At 40.3% G+C, this 16942-nt stretch carries 16 protein-coding genes; 3 read left to right on the top strand and 13 right to left on the bottom strand.

The window, feature by feature from the left end:
* Positions 1 to 17 precede the first annotated feature (17 nt).
* From HZB59_08430 to HZB59_08395, 8 genes are all read right to left on the bottom strand, one after another.
* On the bottom strand, positions 18 to 557 hold the full coding sequence (locus tag HZB59_08430; protein ID MBI5021447.1) for a serine/threonine protein kinase: 540 nt from the start codon (positions 555 to 557) through the stop codon (positions 18 to 20).
* A 98-nt stretch (positions 558 to 655) separates the two neighbouring features.
* Positions 656 to 1249 carry a hypothetical protein gene (locus tag HZB59_08425; protein MBI5021446.1) on the bottom strand — a complete coding sequence of 198 codons (594 nt, stop codon included), beginning with the start codon at positions 1247 to 1249 and terminating at the stop codon, positions 656 to 658.
* Positions 1250 to 1281: 32 nt separating this feature from the next.
* Positions 1282 to 3618, bottom strand: coding sequence for a protein kinase (locus tag HZB59_08420; protein ID MBI5021445.1), 2337 nt, complete (start codon positions 3616 to 3618; stop codon positions 1282 to 1284).
* On the bottom strand, positions 3615 to 3770 hold the full coding sequence (locus tag HZB59_08415; GenBank protein ID MBI5021444.1) for a hypothetical protein: 156 nt from the start codon (positions 3768 to 3770) through the stop codon (positions 3615 to 3617). The genes HZB59_08420 and HZB59_08415 overlap by 4 nt, the downstream gene beginning before the upstream one ends.
* A 4-nt stretch (positions 3771 to 3774) precedes the next feature.
* The gene (locus HZB59_08410) at positions 3775 to 5058 is read right to left on the bottom strand and encodes a SpoIIE family protein phosphatase (GenBank protein MBI5021443.1); all 1284 of its coding nucleotides are present in this window, start codon (positions 5056 to 5058) and stop codon (positions 3775 to 3777) included.
* A gap of 49 nt (positions 5059 to 5107) precedes the next feature.
* Positions 5108 to 5527, bottom strand: coding sequence for a hypothetical protein (locus HZB59_08405; GenBank protein ID MBI5021442.1), 420 nt, complete (start codon positions 5525 to 5527; stop codon positions 5108 to 5110).
* 84 nt (positions 5528 to 5611) lie between these two features.
* Positions 5612 to 6493 carry an oxidoreductase gene (locus tag HZB59_08400; GenBank protein MBI5021441.1) on the bottom strand — a complete coding sequence of 294 codons (882 nt, stop codon included), beginning with the start codon at positions 6491 to 6493 and terminating at the stop codon, positions 5612 to 5614.
* Positions 6494 to 6497: 4 nt separating this feature from the next.
* The gene (locus tag HZB59_08395) at positions 6498 to 7289 is read right to left on the bottom strand and encodes an acyltransferase (protein ID MBI5021440.1); all 792 of its coding nucleotides are present in this window, start codon (positions 7287 to 7289) and stop codon (positions 6498 to 6500) included.
* A 30-nt stretch (positions 7290 to 7319) separates the two neighbouring features.
* Between HZB59_08395 and HZB59_08390 the strand changes: the two genes are divergently transcribed.
* The 3 genes from HZB59_08390 (at position 7320) to HZB59_08380 (ending at position 8105) form a co-directional block, all read left to right on the top strand.
* On the top strand, positions 7320 to 7502 hold the full coding sequence (locus HZB59_08390; protein ID MBI5021439.1) for a hypothetical protein: 183 nt from the start codon (positions 7320 to 7322) through the stop codon (positions 7500 to 7502).
* Between the two features lie 126 nt (positions 7503 to 7628).
* On the top strand, positions 7629 to 7829 hold the full coding sequence (locus HZB59_08385; GenBank protein MBI5021438.1) for a cold-shock protein: 201 nt from the start codon (positions 7629 to 7631) through the stop codon (positions 7827 to 7829).
* Between the two features lie 72 nt (positions 7830 to 7901).
* Positions 7902 to 8105: a cold shock domain-containing protein gene (locus HZB59_08380; protein MBI5021437.1), complete on the top strand. Its 204-nt coding sequence runs from the start codon at positions 7902 to 7904 to the stop codon at positions 8103 to 8105.
* 132 nt (positions 8106 to 8237) lie between these two features.
* Here HZB59_08380 and HZB59_08375 read toward each other — a convergent pair whose 3' ends face one another.
* The 5 genes from HZB59_08375 to HZB59_08355 form a co-directional block, all read right to left on the bottom strand.
* A complete protein-coding gene (locus HZB59_08375; protein MBI5021436.1) occupies positions 8238 to 11102 on the bottom strand; it encodes a choice-of-anchor J domain-containing protein in 2865 nt (954 codons plus the stop codon).
* Between the two features lie 112 nt (positions 11103 to 11214).
* On the bottom strand, positions 11215 to 13149 hold the full coding sequence (locus HZB59_08370; protein ID MBI5021435.1) for a carboxypeptidase regulatory-like domain-containing protein: 1935 nt from the start codon (positions 13147 to 13149) through the stop codon (positions 11215 to 11217).
* Between the two features lie 49 nt (positions 13150 to 13198).
* Entirely contained in the window at positions 13199 to 13909 is a 711-nt protein-coding gene (locus HZB59_08365) for a hypothetical protein (protein ID MBI5021434.1), read from the bottom strand.
* A 15-nt stretch (positions 13910 to 13924) separates the two neighbouring features.
* On the bottom strand, positions 13925 to 15901 hold the full coding sequence (locus HZB59_08360) for a hypothetical protein (GenBank protein MBI5021433.1): 1977 nt from the start codon (positions 15899 to 15901) through the stop codon (positions 13925 to 13927).
* A gap of 50 nt (positions 15902 to 15951) precedes the next feature.
* Positions 15952 to 16845, bottom strand: a complete 894-nt coding sequence (locus HZB59_08355; protein ID MBI5021432.1) for a hypothetical protein — start codon at positions 16843 to 16845, stop codon at positions 15952 to 15954.
* Positions 16846 to 16942 lie beyond the last annotated feature (97 nt).

Genomic DNA, 16942 nt, shown 5'->3' with positions numbered 1-16942 from the left:
GTATCGACTTCACTACCTTAAATCTGCTCTGGCGCCATGTAAGCAAGCGTGCCTACAGTGCTTGAAGTCTTGGTGAGTTTGAGCGATCCCTTCAACTTTGCCAAACCAAAGTCCATTATTTTTACAAGATGTTCATCGGTTACCATAATATTATCTGGTTTGATGTCTCGGTGTACAATACCTTTCTTGTGTGCCGCGTTCAAACCTTCTGCAATTTGAAGAGCAATATCCACAACCTCCTTCAGTGATAATTCTTTCTCTTTCAGTAACACACCGCGGGTTTTACCTTCAACAAACTCCATATCTATAAATTGCTGCCCGTCATATTCTTCGATGGTGTGGATACTACAAATATTCGTATGGTTTAATGCAGATGCCGCCTGAGCTTCATGGATGAATCTCTGTTTTACTTCATCGTCAGTTGAGATGTGAGCAGGTAAAAATTTGAGTGCAATAATGCGATCAAGTTTAGTGTCGTGGGCTTTGTAGACGATACCCATTCCGCCCTCACCGAGCTTCTCAAGAATTTTATAATGTGATATTGTTTGTCCGATCATTTTATCTACGCTCTCTTCATATCAGACCGTGTGCTTGCATTGTGCACCGCGGGCGATTTGAAATTGGTAATTCGCCATGTATCAAACATCATACTAAATCATTGCATCCTGGTAATCGCATTGAGTATAACTTTTTCTGCCTTGTATGTAGGCACAATTGTGATCGTATCCCGCGTTGAGGATATCCCATTTGAAACGAGCCGGGTATCCGAGGAACCGGTATCGAATGACCAAATATACGTACCCTCATCGGGAATAGTGGCTGTGAACGTATAGCTGGTTTTGACCGATATCCTGGTTTTATCGTTTGCCACAGGGACTACGATAATGTTCATTGTCCCCTGCAAGTAGGCGTCTGCGTGCTGCACAAGGTAATCGACGTAGTCACCTGAGAATTCTGTTTTCCCTTTTGTTTCCCAATATCCACCCGAAATAAGCTCGGAAGGATTTGTCGAGGTGAAAGATAGCGTAATCAAACCCGAAGCTTTCTCGAAATTGTCGATATGAAAGGATGATGTGCCGACATATTGGATGACGGTAGACCAAGTGGAATCGAATGATCTATCAAATGTCTGCGCAAACGTATTGGGTGGCACCGCAATAATCGTTGGCGGAATGTACTTCGAGGACCCACACCCAATGAGGATGACAAGCAGGGGACTAACGAGTTTCAGAATTAAGTTCTTCTTCATAACGCTCCGCCATTTAAATTTCGATTGATAGATCATTTCTCCAATCCTATCTTCTTCAACAACTCATGATATCGTAGATCACCCCTGAGATTATCCCAGCTTGGGTCAACCTTGAGCCATCGCAGGTAACTATTCCGCTCTTCAGCCGCACGGTTGAGCCATTCGAATGCTTTCTCCATATCACCGAGTGCAACGTACACATATGCAATCTCTAGGGATAATGAATTGCCTTTTTTCGATAAGGCCAGGATTTCGTTGAGCGAACGGAGTGCCTCACTCCTCCTTCCCGCCCGTGCGTACGCCCAACCAAGATCTGCGATTCCCGAGACGTATCCAGCATCAAGACTACGTCTTTTCTGCAGCTCGGCAATGCCCTCATTGAACCTCCTGAGAATAATGTAGTTCATTCCAAGCGAGGTGTGCACATTTGCAAAGTTGGGGTCAAGATCGATCGTTTTCTTAAACTGATCGATCGCACTCTCGTACCGCCCTGAGCATTCATAAATATACCCCAAATTTGAATTTATGATGAGCGAAAGCGGGTCGAGTGACAACGCCCGTTGCATTTCCGTCAAAGCTTCGTCAAAACGTCCCTGGGCCAAGAACCAGAGACCATACCATTGATGAGCGGTGGGGTAGTTGGGATCAAGTTCAATGGCGCGCTCGTATTCTTTCTTCGCACCTTCCCAGTCCCACTCGAAATCCCTCTTAATGGTCCCTAAGACCGCATGCGGCTCGGCAAGTGTTCCATCAAGCTTTATCGCCTTGATTGCCAGGATTCTTGCCGTCGGCACATACTCCTTCCGTGGACGTCCAGCTAAGTCAGGATAAATGAGGTACGCTGCCGCCAGTCCAGCGTAAGCGAGAGCGTAGTTTGAATCTTTGTCGATGGCTTGCTGGAAATAAGTCATTGCTTTTTCTACATCCTCAGCCCGTCGCTTGTTCCAGTAGAATCTCCCTTTAAGGTATAGGTGGTACGCCTCGGTGTTCTCGGTCGGTGCTTTCTCGATGTTCAATTTCTCATCGGCAGATAGTTTAGCCCTCAGAGCAAAGGCAATCTGCTGGGCAACATCGCTCTGGATGGCAAATACGTCCTTCATGTCACGATCGTACGTCTCAGCCCAAAGGTGTCGATCCGTTGCTGCATCAATCAACTGGCTTGAAATTCTGATGCGATTGCCCGCATGCCGGACACTTCCTTCAAGGACGACACCGGCATTTAACTCTTTACCAATTTCTTTTAACGGCTTCTTCGTGCTCTTGTACTGCATTATCGTCGTCCTGGATATGACGTTGAGGTCGGCGATCTTCGATAATTGGGTCAGGATATCTTCAGTAACACCATCGCTGAAATATTCATCCTCCTGATTACCACTCATGTTGTTGAATGGAAGCACAGCAATGGTTTTGCTGTTTGCTGAAGTTAGAACTGGTTTGGGATAGAAGAGATAAATGCCGAGAACGGCGAGGACGACAACAACAGCAGCAACTATCCACACTGATTTTGTAGAGCGATCTTTAGATCGCTCAGGTGAGCGAGAAAAATCTCGCTCTATATTCTTCAACTCTTTTACAACCTCATCCACACTCTGATATCTTTTTGTTTTGTCCTTCTCTAAACATCGATTGATAATTTGTTCAAGCGCTTGTGGTACATTCTGTCTTAACAATTTAACCGATGGCGGATTCTCATTCAGGATGGAATAGCTTAGAGCAGCTTCAAACTGACCACGGAATGGCAGATGCGATGTAACGAGTTCGTATAGTACAATACCAAAGGAGAAGATATCTGACCTCTGATCGACTTCCTCGCCACGGATTTGCTCTGGTGACATGTATGCTGCAGTGCCAAGCGTGCTTCCTGTTTTGGTAATCTGTACACTACCACGAAGCTTTGCCAATCCGAAGTCTGTAAGTTTTACTTTTCCGTCCTCAGTGAGCATCATGTTGTCTGTCTTTACGTCCCGATGGATAATCTGATGCCGGTGAGCATGTGCCAATGCTTCAGCCATTTGTATACCGTAATTAACGACTTCACTAATTGGAAACTCTTTGTCTTCCGATTTCAGTTGCTTTAATTTGGATTTAAGCGTACCACCAGAGATGTATTCGAGCACAAGATACTTCTGTCCGCTGAATTCATCGACATCATAGATTGTAGCAATGTTGGGATGATTCAAAGCAGATATTGCTTTGGCTTCCAACTCGAATCGTTGTATATCTTCAAAAGATGCAGTAAGATTGGCTGGTAAAAACTTCAGTGCCACATCTCGATTAAGCTTCGTGTCGTGGGCACGGTACACAACGCCCATCCCGCCTTCGCCTAATTTTTCGATAATCTTATAGTGAGAGATGATCTGGCCAATCATGTACCACGCCTCCCGCTTCCACTCCGCTCCAGCTGGATCCTCAAAACTTCAACTACTCGTTGCACTCGTAGGAAGTTTTGAGACATTCCACCTTCGCCGAGTTTTTCAAGAATTTTATAATACAATATAGTTTGTCCGATCATATCAATCATATTTCTACGCAACAGCTTTCAAAACTACCATTGTAATATCATCAGTTTGTGAAACTCCCTTACAAAATAATTTCACTTCATCATTTATTTTTTGAACTATCGTTTCCGCTTTCTGGTTGGCATTATTTTTCAGTAAATTTAATATTCGCTCTTCGCCAAAAAACTCCATGGTTAAATTCTGCGCTTCACTTACACCATCACTGTAGATCAACAAACAATCATTTTTTTTCATCATGATTAGTCGTTCTTCACATTTTATTTTATCGGTTAAATTTAAGGCGGTCCCTTTCACGCTTAACATCTCAATCGTATCATTCTCTGCGGTGTACAGAATTGGATAACAATGCCCAACATTAAAAATCGAAACGGAACCATCGTCCGGCCTTACAACTGCCAGCAACAGTGTGATAAAAGATTTCCTCTGTATGCTGCCACGCAGTATAGTGTTGCTTTGTTCAAGTTGTGTTAATGCCGAGCGATGCTGCATAACCTGTGAACACAAAATTCCCTTTCCTAATGTGGCAAGCAAAGCTGCCGACAATCCTTTTCCGGAAACATCGGCAAGAATTATTTCAAACAATGAATCGTTGATCTTTATTATGTCATAGAAATCTCCCCCCACTTCTTTTGCCGGAATAGTTGCGGCTGCCAATTCAAAATTTTTTATTTCCGGTAATTGTTTCGGCAGCAAACTCATCTGCACTTCACGCGCGGCAACAAATTCTTTTTCAAGGGCCTGTTTATTTTTCTCCTGTTCATAAAGGCGGGCATTCTCGAGCACCTGCGCCGACTGCGATGCAATTATTGTCAAAAGCCGCGTGTCATCGCTTGTGAATTCACCGTTTCCGTTTTTATCAAATACAGCTAAAATCCCGATCAACCGATTTTTAACCAGTAATGGAGAACAAAGAAGAGATTCAATTTTTTCTTCCGTCTTTATTCCTATAAAACGCGGATCGGATTGAAATTTATTTGCAACTAAGGGTGTTTTGTGAATCATCATCCACCCAAGAATATTCTGATTCAAATGAAATTGTTTGTGATTCAATCCCGAATCAACCGACCGGATGAATGTAAACATTGAATTCGGATTAATTTCATCTATAAGCGTAATCATTCCCTGATTTGCATGAATAGCTTTTACAGATTTCTTTATTATATTTTCAATTACAACATCCAGACTTATCGTCGAGTTAATAACTCTCGACAATTCGTTCAATAAGGAAAGTTCTTCAATTGCTTTTCTTAGTTGTTGATTCTCTTCCTGAAGATTAGAATTTTGAGACATTTAATTCTCTATCTTAATAGGAATAAATATGTTTACTCCAAAGTACCTGTCAGCTACTTGTAATTTGCTTCTTGCCGAATAGAAGCGCCGAAACAATACCGAGAATAATAAAATGTAGCATCCCGAATATAAACCATTTTTCCGCGATTAAGTACGGAATTGGAAACATAGCATAAGTACTGTATGCCATTCCGATTGTCATCAAGAACCCGACATAAACTCCATATTGAATTCCCTCAACTATTCCTTTCCCTTTATACCATTTTGAAAATATAAGCACGAAGAAAAACGACTGTATGAAAGTATTCAGATAAAAGATCCACATTTTCTGCATCATATCGGGGCGCCATAGCTTGAGCATTTCTTCAGATTGATAATCGCCTCCGAGAAGGAGCGTGTGAACTATGAAATTAATGACATTCCATAATATGAATATCACCGGAAAAGCTATCCAAAACTTTTTATTCATAATAATCTCCGTTAATGAATATGAAATGATCGGAACTAAAAAGTTCCATGCAAGATGGTACGAAAGATTTGACTTTAAGTCAAATTAACCATAAGTCTCATGCTGAATTCGATCTTTGGGTACGCCAAGATCAAGCAATCCTTCCAAAACTGCTTCAAAAAACCGGTTTTTTAATTCTATCCCTGCAATTTTTGCTTCCCGCTTTTCATGAATACTGATTGCCGGACCGCAAACAAATAGATTACAACAAGATGGATCGGGAATTATCTCTTTCAACAAATCTGTGGTAATTCTTCCCTTCCGAAAATTTTTTCCATAAATAGCAGAATTTTCTTCTCGGGTTAGTGTGAATATCACATTTAGCTTTCCGTTAGATTTTAACGATAAATCTAACAATGTATCTCTAAATATTATATCGTGATAAGATTTGCTGGAATATAAAAGTGTATGTTTAATTTCCGGATGATTCATCAAAGCAAATTTTATAATTGAATAATTAGGAACAATACCGGAGCCCGCGCAAATATGAACAATATGTTTAGTGTCTGAACCAATATTATCGGGAAGCGTGTAAGGACCGGTAAAACCGGTAACTACCATCTTCATTCCGCTCGCGGTTCTTTTGACCAAAAGCGGTGAAAGTAGCGGTGGATATTTTGTAACACCGGTTATATATCGTTCTTCTTTGATTGTGATCGCTAAATATTTTTCGTGTGGTGTGGATGTTAACGAATATGCGCGAGGAGGTTCCTTTTTCCCTTTGAGATCTTCCAGAAATGCGGTGAATCTTTCGAGCGCTTCGAATTGATGTGGATCGATTGTGAGAAAATGTCCGGCTTTATAATCAAGCCGATCATTTCCAGTGAAAAGTACAAGAGTTGTGGCATCAGGTGTTTCATTAATTACATCAGCCACCATTACTTCCATTTCTTTTATCTTTCTTCGATTGTCCAATTGTGCGTTCATAATTTCAATTACCTTTCTGCAGATAATATTCCGGTTTTCTATCCTCAAACAGATCGTTATAGTCGGTACTCTTTTTATTTTCCGAGAGATGCAAATCAACTTGAACAACTCCGGCTTCGGGCTTATCGTGGCTTAAACGAAGGAGGATTTCTCCTTTTGGTGAAACCACTTCGCTCTGACCAATGAAACTCAATTTCTGATCACCTCTATTTTCTTTTCCCACTCTATCGGCTGTTGCGCTGAATATTTTATTTTCCAAACATCTTGTTATCATAGCATCGGGACAATACGGCATGACAAGATTCGATGGATGGGCGATTAAATTCGCTCCTTTCAGAGCGAGGGTCCGCGCGGCTTCCGGGTAAATCCAATCGAAACAAATCATCAATCCAATCTTCCCGAACGGCAAATCAAAGACAGGAAAACCGAGATTACCTGTTGCAAAAAAAAGTTTTTCTCTATAAAAGAGGTGGATTTTCCTATAGACACCGATTAAACCTTCAGGTCCTACGAGCGCACATGAGTTAAAGAACGATTCTGCCTTCTCTGTAAATCCATACACAATGTAACATTTCCTTTTTTTCGCAAATTCAGCAATCGCTTGAAACGTATATCCATCCGATCTTTCGGCAAGCGATTGCACTTCGGAGAGATCAATAAAATTATAACCGGTATTGAACAGTTCGGGTAACACATACAGGTCGGCCTCGACCGATTCCATCATTGCAAGCGAATCGCGAATATTAATTTTAACTTCCCCGAAAATTGGTTTTGTTTGGATAATCGATAAATTCATAGGTTTTTTAATCAAAATAGCGATTTTGAAATGGATAAACAAGATAATTTATTTGGATTTAGATGGAATAATCTATATATTAAAGTCGCAATCAACAGTACACCGTTGTGTTGCTTTTCCCTTTGGGGATCGCTTCGCGATAAGATGAATCTGTACACCGTTAGAACCATCAGTAAAGAGGTCGCCGGTTGTTTGAGTCGCATTGGATGGTGATTGTGAATGCTATCGAATGCGATTTTTCATTTTAAGAGCATACAGGTCAGGCGTACCTCCCGTCTCAGAGTATCGAGATAAAACCCATAAAAATTCGCAACAGGCGAATAAGAAAGGAAAAGTTCCATGGAAAAAGGAACGGTTAAATGGTTCAACGGAGCAAAAGGTTACGGCTTCATTTCACGACAAGGCGGCGAAGATGTATTCGTGCACTTCAAAGCAATTGTCGGCGATGGCTATAAGACGCTGAATGAAGGCGATAAAGTTGAATTCGAAACCGAGCAAGGTCCAAAGGGCTTGCAAGCAACCAACGTTCAGAAAGTCTAATTAACAAATACCCCGCCGGCATAAATTCCTACGGGGGTTCGAACGAATATATAACGTGTCGGAAGGATAAACATGGCAGAAGGAACGATAAAATTTTTTAATGCAACAAAAGGATTCGGTTTCATCACAAGCGAAAGTGGAGAAGATATCTTCTTTCATAAAAGCAACGTGAAGAGCACCGGATTCCGCGATGTGCTTAACCAAGGAGATAAAGTTCAGTTTGATGTAAAAGAAGAGCAAAAAGGAAAGCGCGCTTACAACATCAACCGGATTTGACTTCATTAACCGGTTTAAAAAATTCAAATCCCGATCTCGAGAGAGAAAGGGATTTTTTTATGAAAAAGTTTCTGGAATTATCAGTAGTTAATAAATAATACGTATTGATGAAATGCAATAATTTAGCATATCTTATTTTGTTAATATGATTTTTCCCGCATTACTAACTTTCACCCAATAAGCCCGTCCCGGCACAAGAACAGAAGATTCAAAATACGTTGAATTGTATTTATAAAATTTAGAAATGACATTGTCAGTTGGGATCTGAATAATCTCTGTTACATCCACAGTGTCGGAAATTGAGCCGATCATATTCCAGCCCGGATTTACATCGATTGTATCGGAATCAACCTTGGCACCGGCAAATCCGACCTCTTGTGATGTACTGAATTTTAACCAGTAACCTTTCCTGTTTTCTAAAGTGTCTGCCAGAACATAACCGGAAACAAACGCAAAAGCGGATGATGAAGCATTCGGGAAGATAGAATTCTTACGGAAATCTTCGACAACAACCGGAACGGAAAGTAAATTCCAACCCGGTTGATATGTTGATTGTATTGTAACTCCGCCCGGCAAAAATTCATCGGCACCTATATCTGGAACTGTTTCACTACGCGTATTCCCATCAATGTCTGTCGAAATACCAGAAATCGGGATTCCTTTACCGTCTACCGGAGAAATAGAGTTTGTATTGATGTGCAGATTCCCTGCTGCCGCCGAATCAAATAAAGGGTTGGCAGAAATACTTGCCGTATCGACCGGATACACAAAAGAATTTATCCAATCGGGAAGGGTTACTTTATTTCCGTTATTGTAGCCAATTACCCCTTGAGTTCCAGGTGAGTAAATATCATTATAATCCGAAAATAAATTATCCGGTAAAGCAGATAGATATATACCGTAAGCTTTATTGTCTGCAGAAGTTTGGTTGAAAGATATATTGTTAAAAATTATATTGTTGAGAAGTAAATGATCTGTTCCGCCAAAAATTTCAAAACCTGCCGAACGACTCTCTAAACTCGCGGAAGAATCATATCCCGACATATAAATTGAATTGAAATAATATTTATCATTTGAGTTAAGGGTGTTGCTGCTGTATATACCACGGGAGAAATTCACATTCGTGCCCGCACCCTTAGCAAGAATGTTATAAATCATATTATTGAATATTTTAACGTTTGATCCTTCACCAACACCGTTCTCAATTCCATACGCCCAAAAATAATTTACGTTAGTTTGAATATTACCGATAATATTGCCTTCAATAGTTGAGCTGGTTGCCCCTTCTCCAAGCCAGATACCATGAACATCATTCTCTCCTGAAATTTGTACCCAGTCATGAATAATGTTGTCCTTAATAAATCCGCCCAATTGCCACTGAATGCCGACTCCAACTGCACCATGCTTAGATATATCGCAATTGATAATTTTATTTCCTCCATCCGGGTAATAATTATTATTTCCACAAAGTAATACTCCATAATACCCGTCGGAATTAGAAAGAGAATCGGCTCCTGTGCGAATATTCAAATTTTTAATGAGATTACTATCGGCATATGCTCCATCCACACCACCAACAAGAACGCCAACCATTCCGTATTTACCAACCGCGTTCAACGATATATTGCGACTGTTTGTTGAAATGTCGGAACCGTTTATGGTTACATACGATGTACCACGAATCGCAATTCCGTATGGCTGCGATGATGTAGAATTGATGTTGATGGTTGAAATTTGTTCTTCTCTGACATTCAGATCAATCCGCGTCGGGGTAGAAGCGTAATCGATCGGACCCAGTGTGAGTGGAGGTTCGGTATACAGAGATGAAATAAGAGATAATGTAACGTCTCCGGAGAGAATATTATTGTTCAATGTATCGAATGCTTTCTCGAGCGTGGTGATATCCCCGGAAATTCCTACGGTAAAAGTTCCGGATATCAAAACTGATCCGCGGAATAACGATGTTGTCGAGTCATTGCTTCTGTTTAGGTCGCCGGATATATTCGAATATGCCGAAACTTTGTAGATACCGGATACGGACGGGGTGTAATTCTTAAATTCAAATTGAACGGTTTCACCGGTTGTTAACGAAGTTATAGAATCTGCATCTTCGTAAACTGAACCTGATGGATCAATAATTTTCAATCGTATCGGAATATTTTCTTGGTCTATCAATCCCGCATTCCGAAAACTGACGAGCGGCGTGAATGCCAATCCTTCAATAATTTTACTTTTTGCGAAAGGGTAATCTATTGAGAGAGCCTGTATATCTTTATCAACTTGAGGTCTGATTATCTGGACAAGATCGAGTCCAATGTAATCCGAACTTAATCCCGAAATACCTCCGTTATAAAGAAGATATCTGAAAGCGATGAATATATTGCTTCCGTTCGGAACAATATTTTTCAACGGATACTTCATCGATAACCAACCGTTTGTAGAACTCTTAAAAAATCCGAGACGTATTGTAAACGAAGCAACAGCTGTATCGGTCGTGGAAATTCTTACTTCAAGTGAATCATCCCACGCGGAAAAATCGGGAGACCGATGCCAGAATTGAAGTGTGTCGAATTCAGATACTGAACTAATCTGCGGAGATATCAGCCACTCGTCAATATAGAAATCATTTGCACCCTGATAATTGGCGGCTGCGTATCCTTCACCGCTGTAAGAATAAAAAATTGAATTATTACCCTGAAACCATGGTCCCGTTGTTCCGCCGCCATCGGCATTGACAGTTTTCCATCCCGGCGGGGGAAACCCTGCACCCCCATCGAATTCTTCCTGAAATATTACGGTTGATGTGGTGGTTTTGATGTTGGCAGGTGTTGATCGATTGACCGAGAAAGTAGAATTTAAATTAAATATTTGACCTCTGCTTAACGCCGAACCGGTAATCGGAAGAGGTAAATGATTACCTCGTTTAACTTCCGCGCTCTGAATCACGGAAGAAAACAAAATACATTGTACAAATATTATTAAACGGGCATACTGCATACTTTACAATGACTAAATATTTCTTAGTATAGAAAAATCCATGAGGGATTTTTAAATTACCGCCCCCAGAGTTTTTAACGAGGAGGCGGTAAATCGATTAAATGCGTCTAAATTATTTCATTAAAATTAATTTCTTCGTTTCCATAAAACCGCCGGATTGCAATCGATAATAATAAACGCCACTTGGATAAACACTTGCATCCCAGTTTAGTGTGTAAACACCGGACTGCTTCACTTCATTTACCAGCGTCACTACTTCTCTGCCCAGCATATCAAACACTTTCAGAATTGTCAATTGAGAGTTAGCAATCGAAAACTCTATATTAGTTACAGGATTAAACGGATTTGGATAATTCTGACTTAGTCGATAATTAACCGGCATATTGTTATCTGTTCCCGGCACTTCGAGTGTAAAATTCGATATGCTTATATCTGCTTCGGTGACTCTGAAATTATTAACTGCATCAACCGAATAGACAGTGAATTCATTGGCGGTATATCCTTCTTTATCAACCACCATCTGATATAGTCCCGGCGGTAGATTTTGTATTTCAAAACTACCATCCTGTTCTGTTATATCATAACCAATAATGGTATTTGAGAGAGGCGAGACGGCATAAACCGTTGCGCCTTGAATTTCCGTTCCACTGCCGGATTCGTTAACACTTCCACTGATACATGCAAAACCGGTGATGGTTATAGGTTGAACGCATATATCGGCGCCGGTCGTGTTACCATCCACCAAGAAACTATCGGCATTGACCCAGCACCCGATTCCGCAACTGTCTGCAGAATACCACGCCGGTGCGAATGCAGAGTATGGATATGCTTTAGTGTAATAATAGCCACTATATAAATAACCGAAAGAATAGTTTCCATTTGTGTCGGTTATGCCACAACGCAATGGAAAAATTCCGATCGGTGTTTTTTCAAAAAGTACAACCTTAGAGAAAACTCCCTCACCAGCAAGACTTTTCACCTGACCTGAGACCGAATTCTGAGCATCCGGATTACTAACTAAATCGAAATTCAAACCGGTCATGTTGGATGCCGCAAAAATCCGGTCGGCATCGTATGGTGTGAGTTTGTTGTTATAGAATTCCGGAACATATCCAAGTTTAAAAGAGAGCATGATATAATTTAAGCTGTCGGGCACCCACGCGGTATATGAACCTTCGTCTGTAGTTCTCACCACCCGCATAACGCCGATAAGCGTCCCAAAACCCGGAATCATGAACGTTTCGTTCCGATTTCCAAAAAGATGACCTTCCTGATTCTGGATTAAGTTAATTTGCCTTGTCGAACGCATGATAACCACGAAAGCATCTTTAATAGGATTACCTGTTATGCTATCGGTAACTGTGCCACTAATTGATACTAACCGGGGTGGTAATGCTGGAACAATCTTTTTTAATCCGAAATCGGCGATGCTGGTATCTTTGTGTGCAACATGAACTAACGTAGCATTTTCTCGATCTGCGACATTGTCGAACCATTCAGATTGGTATGTCCATTTCGAAGCATATATATAGTATGAGCCGGTATCAATGTGAATGGAATAGTCGCCAAGCGAATCTGTTCTTGCTTCTCGAAAATAGAGAAAACCATCAGGTTTGTAAAAACGAAGTCGAACACCACATATCGAAAAACCGGAACTATCATCGACAATTTTTCCTTTAATGAATCCCCTAATCGGCGATGGCGGTTGCGCATCAAGTTTAAAAATTACATCGTTACTTGGTAAACTTTCGCCGATGTAATTGGATGCGGTAACATAGTATTTATATATTTTTTCATAACTCACAGACGGATCAGAATAATTCGTCTGGTGAATTGTAGCCAATAAAACATAAGGCAATGAATCGACCGATTTATAAATTTTGTACCACGAAGCACCTTGCGCTGAGTTCCATGTCAGCTTAGCAATTGCTCCCTGTTGTTCAACGGTCAAATTTGCGGGCGGAGGAAGGACAGATTGAGCATTCACCGAATATGATATCACGATCAGAGACATAATCAGTACAAAGTATGTAGTTAGTTTTTTCATACTAACCTCCATATTATTTAGGTTTATAGCAGGCATTCTCCGGAAAATTTTAGTTTTGTGAAGATTTTAATATGCTGGTTAACAATTCAATTTTTTTATTAAGCATAGTTTGTTGTTCTTTTGAAAGCGGTTTTTCTAGGATGGCATAATACTCTTCAAGCGCTTCTTGATTCAAATTCATTTTTTCGAAAGAAGATGCAACGAGCATTCTCGTATCGATATCCTCCTTTAAAGCCGGGTACAAACGTAATACCTGCTTCACCTTCAACGCACATGTTGCATAATACCCGCCTCGATGCAGAACTTTGCAGCCGTTTAATTGTTTTACACCATTTTGAATATCTTGTTGATTTATTTTCGGTGATTGGTCTTTCTTTTCACCATGCACAATCGTAACACGTGGTATATTTAACTCTTTTATATCATCGCGAGGCGGTATTGATCTTATATTTTCCATCGCTAACTTCAAGAGCAGATCTTCTTGAGATAACATGCGGAGATCGGAAAGATCGATTATCACCATTTCAGGCAGAGTAATCTTCGCAGTTCCGTTAGATAGGAGAGTTGCCGATGATTGCTTGTCTAATTCTATCGAATCATCGGAATTTAATATATCTCCGACCGCAACCGGATTCCAGTTTTCGTTAACACCGTGGCGAACCGTTACACCACCTTGTGTAGCTAAAACTTTGAAATCGGCAGCGCTGGTATAAACGCTCGAGAGCATAAAAGCAATACAAACTATTATAACTGTTCTCATGATTATTTTCCCTTCTCATATTCCGTCTGGTAAATCAATTATCCTCAGCCACCCCTTTTCGATAGCTGAATGAAGTTCTGTGTTTTCATAATATTGTTGCGCGCTTTCAGTCCATGCTTCATCGAACCCTTTGGAGATTAGCGTAGTCTCAACCGGAATCCAGATGGTTTCTTTACCATCTATATTTTTTCTTACGATATATTTTTTTGGATTGGTAGAAATCATTTCACCGTTTTCCGGCCGTACACCTGAATCGAACATTAAATATATATGAGCTTTGTCCGGTTGATTCGGAGGCACAACATCAACGAGTGCTACTGATATTCCGATGCTCTTCAGCAGAGACGCGTACGAAACAGTCAGATCATCGCAATCACCACCATGTAGCAGTAAAGTTTCAGATGGATATTGAACATAATCTTTGCTGGTCATAGGATCGTGTACGTATAGCATTTTTTCGGCGAATGTGTTAAAGATAATTTTGCTCTTTGCAAAGTTATGAATAACAACATCCAGACTGTCGAATATTTTCTTGTTGGTGCTTAGAGCGTCGCGTGAAAATTTGATAATCTCCGGATCATTTGGCGTTACAAAGTATCTCAACGACAACGGATCGCCATCCCAATCGTTTTTGCTCCTAACAAGTACCCTGGTTTGGTATCTGTCATCGTATTCGACTGCTGTTTCAGCGTTTACAAATACAGTTCCATCGAATATAGAAAATTTCTTCACAGCAGAAATCAATTCGTTGAACACTGCAAAGAATGGTATTTCAATGACTTCGTCCGGAGAAATCGTGTAAGACTTTGTATCTGTTGGTGCTGTCATTATCTCGTCGACGAAGAAGCTCACTTTTGCCTGAATCGGTTTTGAAGAAATATTCTTCACTCGTGCTTTACCTATTGGTCTGAATGCGTAAACTTGATGCGAAGCTGTAAAAACTTCGCCGAGTATTTCAACATATTCAATCCGCGCAAGAGTTTCTCTCGTTTGCCAAAGATTAATTGTTGCGGTAAGCGATAATCGATCGGCGGTGAAAGCTGTATAGTCTATATCAACAAAAGAATCAGATCTAAAAACATTATCGCTCACGGAATTATTTCGATTTTCTGAATGCGGAAACTTTAGATATGCAACATCGATTCGAATTGGATTATAAATAATGCCGAAACCGAGACCGATCGCATCTATCACTTTCCATTTTGAATTATAAATGCTTGATCGCAACTGAAACCAGGAGTATGGAGACCATTCTGTACCGACCTGAAAATGATATTTTGAATCGCCATCAACCCCGATTATAAAATCATCGACTCCGGTATAGCCGAATCCAAAACGCATTATTTTTGATAAATTAAGGCGGTAATATTCGAATTTCTGATTTAGTTCATGTTCTGAGAATTGAAATATATTTTTCAATGTTATTCCGCACGACCAATGCTGTGAAATCGGCGTCATTAAACCTAAGTCTACGGACCACAGTTGAGCGGTATAATCTTCGGTGTACGATTTGATTGAATTATTTTCATCGAATCGGTACCTCATATCCGAAACCTTTGTTTCGAAATAATGCGCACCTACTCCAACCGATAATCCGTTAGAAAATAAATATGAATAGCCGAATGAATAATTTTGGTTGTAAGATATTTTTCGATCAAATTTTGCCGCAACTTCAATCCCTGCAGTATCATAAATAGAGAACGATGAAGAAAGAATAAAATCAAGCTTTTTACCCGGTGAATATTGAACTGCAACCGCCTGATTTTCTAAAAATCTTTTTCCAATTCCGACGGAATTAAACACACCTATGCCGTTTGACTGGTTTTTCGTAGTCGTAAAATTCGATAATGTTATTTCCCAGTTTCCTAAACTGTTTAAGCCGGCAGGATTCCAGTCCAACGAACCGATGCTCCCCGCAAATGAAGAAAACGCTCCAAGCGAAATTCCCCGGGCTGAACTGAGGTGTTGCGAATATGTATTATATAAGTTCATAAAAACGAAAACCAACAAGATGATGTGTCTTATAAAAATTTTCATCCGGTTTATGGACCAACATTCAATAAAATATTGTGCAAAGAAGCAGACTCGATAAGCACTGAATCTTGATAGCCATTGAAGTTTGTTGAAAATTTTGATTCAGACGAAAACGTGAATAAAAACCTCCGATATTTGTTTGTTGGAAGTAGATCCATGATTTTTTCCGGAATTGTAATTTCGCCTTTAGAATTCCGGATTTTAAGATGAAGGGTAGGAATCCATGTTTTTTGCTGTTGTCCACCCTCTCTGCTTACAACAATATTCACGAATTTATTTGCACATTGCCACTTGATGTATAAAGGAACGCCTGGTAAAATAGCTTGAGGATCAATTTTTTGCACACGTATTTCGGATGGAGCAATTATTGAAACTTCTGCTGAATCAATATTTCCGTTCCCCGTAATTTGCCACCGATAATTTTTGCCGGCATCATAACTGTAGTTTTCCCGCATCTGATATCTGTATCCTAACGATGAATCTCTCCCGGATAATCGTGTGTGCCGTTTTTGCTTTATAAGAGTGTCACCATTTAATAAAACTGAACCGACATCAAACGATGGATAGGCAGACGTTCTGCCATTGGTTATCAGAGGATTTAATCGATCAAAGAAAATTGCCTCTGCCTGGGATACGCTGTCGCTACGCAGCGGTAAATCATATAGAATGCCGGTGACTACCATTCTCGCAAAATATTTTCCACTGTTTCCACCAAGCCCCGAGCTGTCTACACCGGAGGTTGCAAACAACGAATCTACTGCACCAACAATGGCATTCATCTCGATCAGTTGCGCGTCACTATTCTCATCTATTATTGAAACGGGTTGGGGTTCCTGACAACCATTCCAAAGCATGATAAGGAAAAGGAAAACAGGGATTTTTGTAAAATTTAAGGTTTTCATAACACTCTAATTTAATAAATTTATCTCACTTAATACATATACAAAATTGAAATGCCTGACAGAATAAAAGCGTTCTGTCGGGCGTTGGGACGTACAA

The sequence above is a fragment of the Ignavibacteriales bacterium genome (genome assembly GCA_016214905.1).
Taxonomy (GTDB): Bacteria; Bacteroidota; Ignavibacteria; order UBA10030; family SZUA-254; genus PNNN01.
This window is presented reverse-complemented; position numbering and strand designations above follow the sequence as displayed.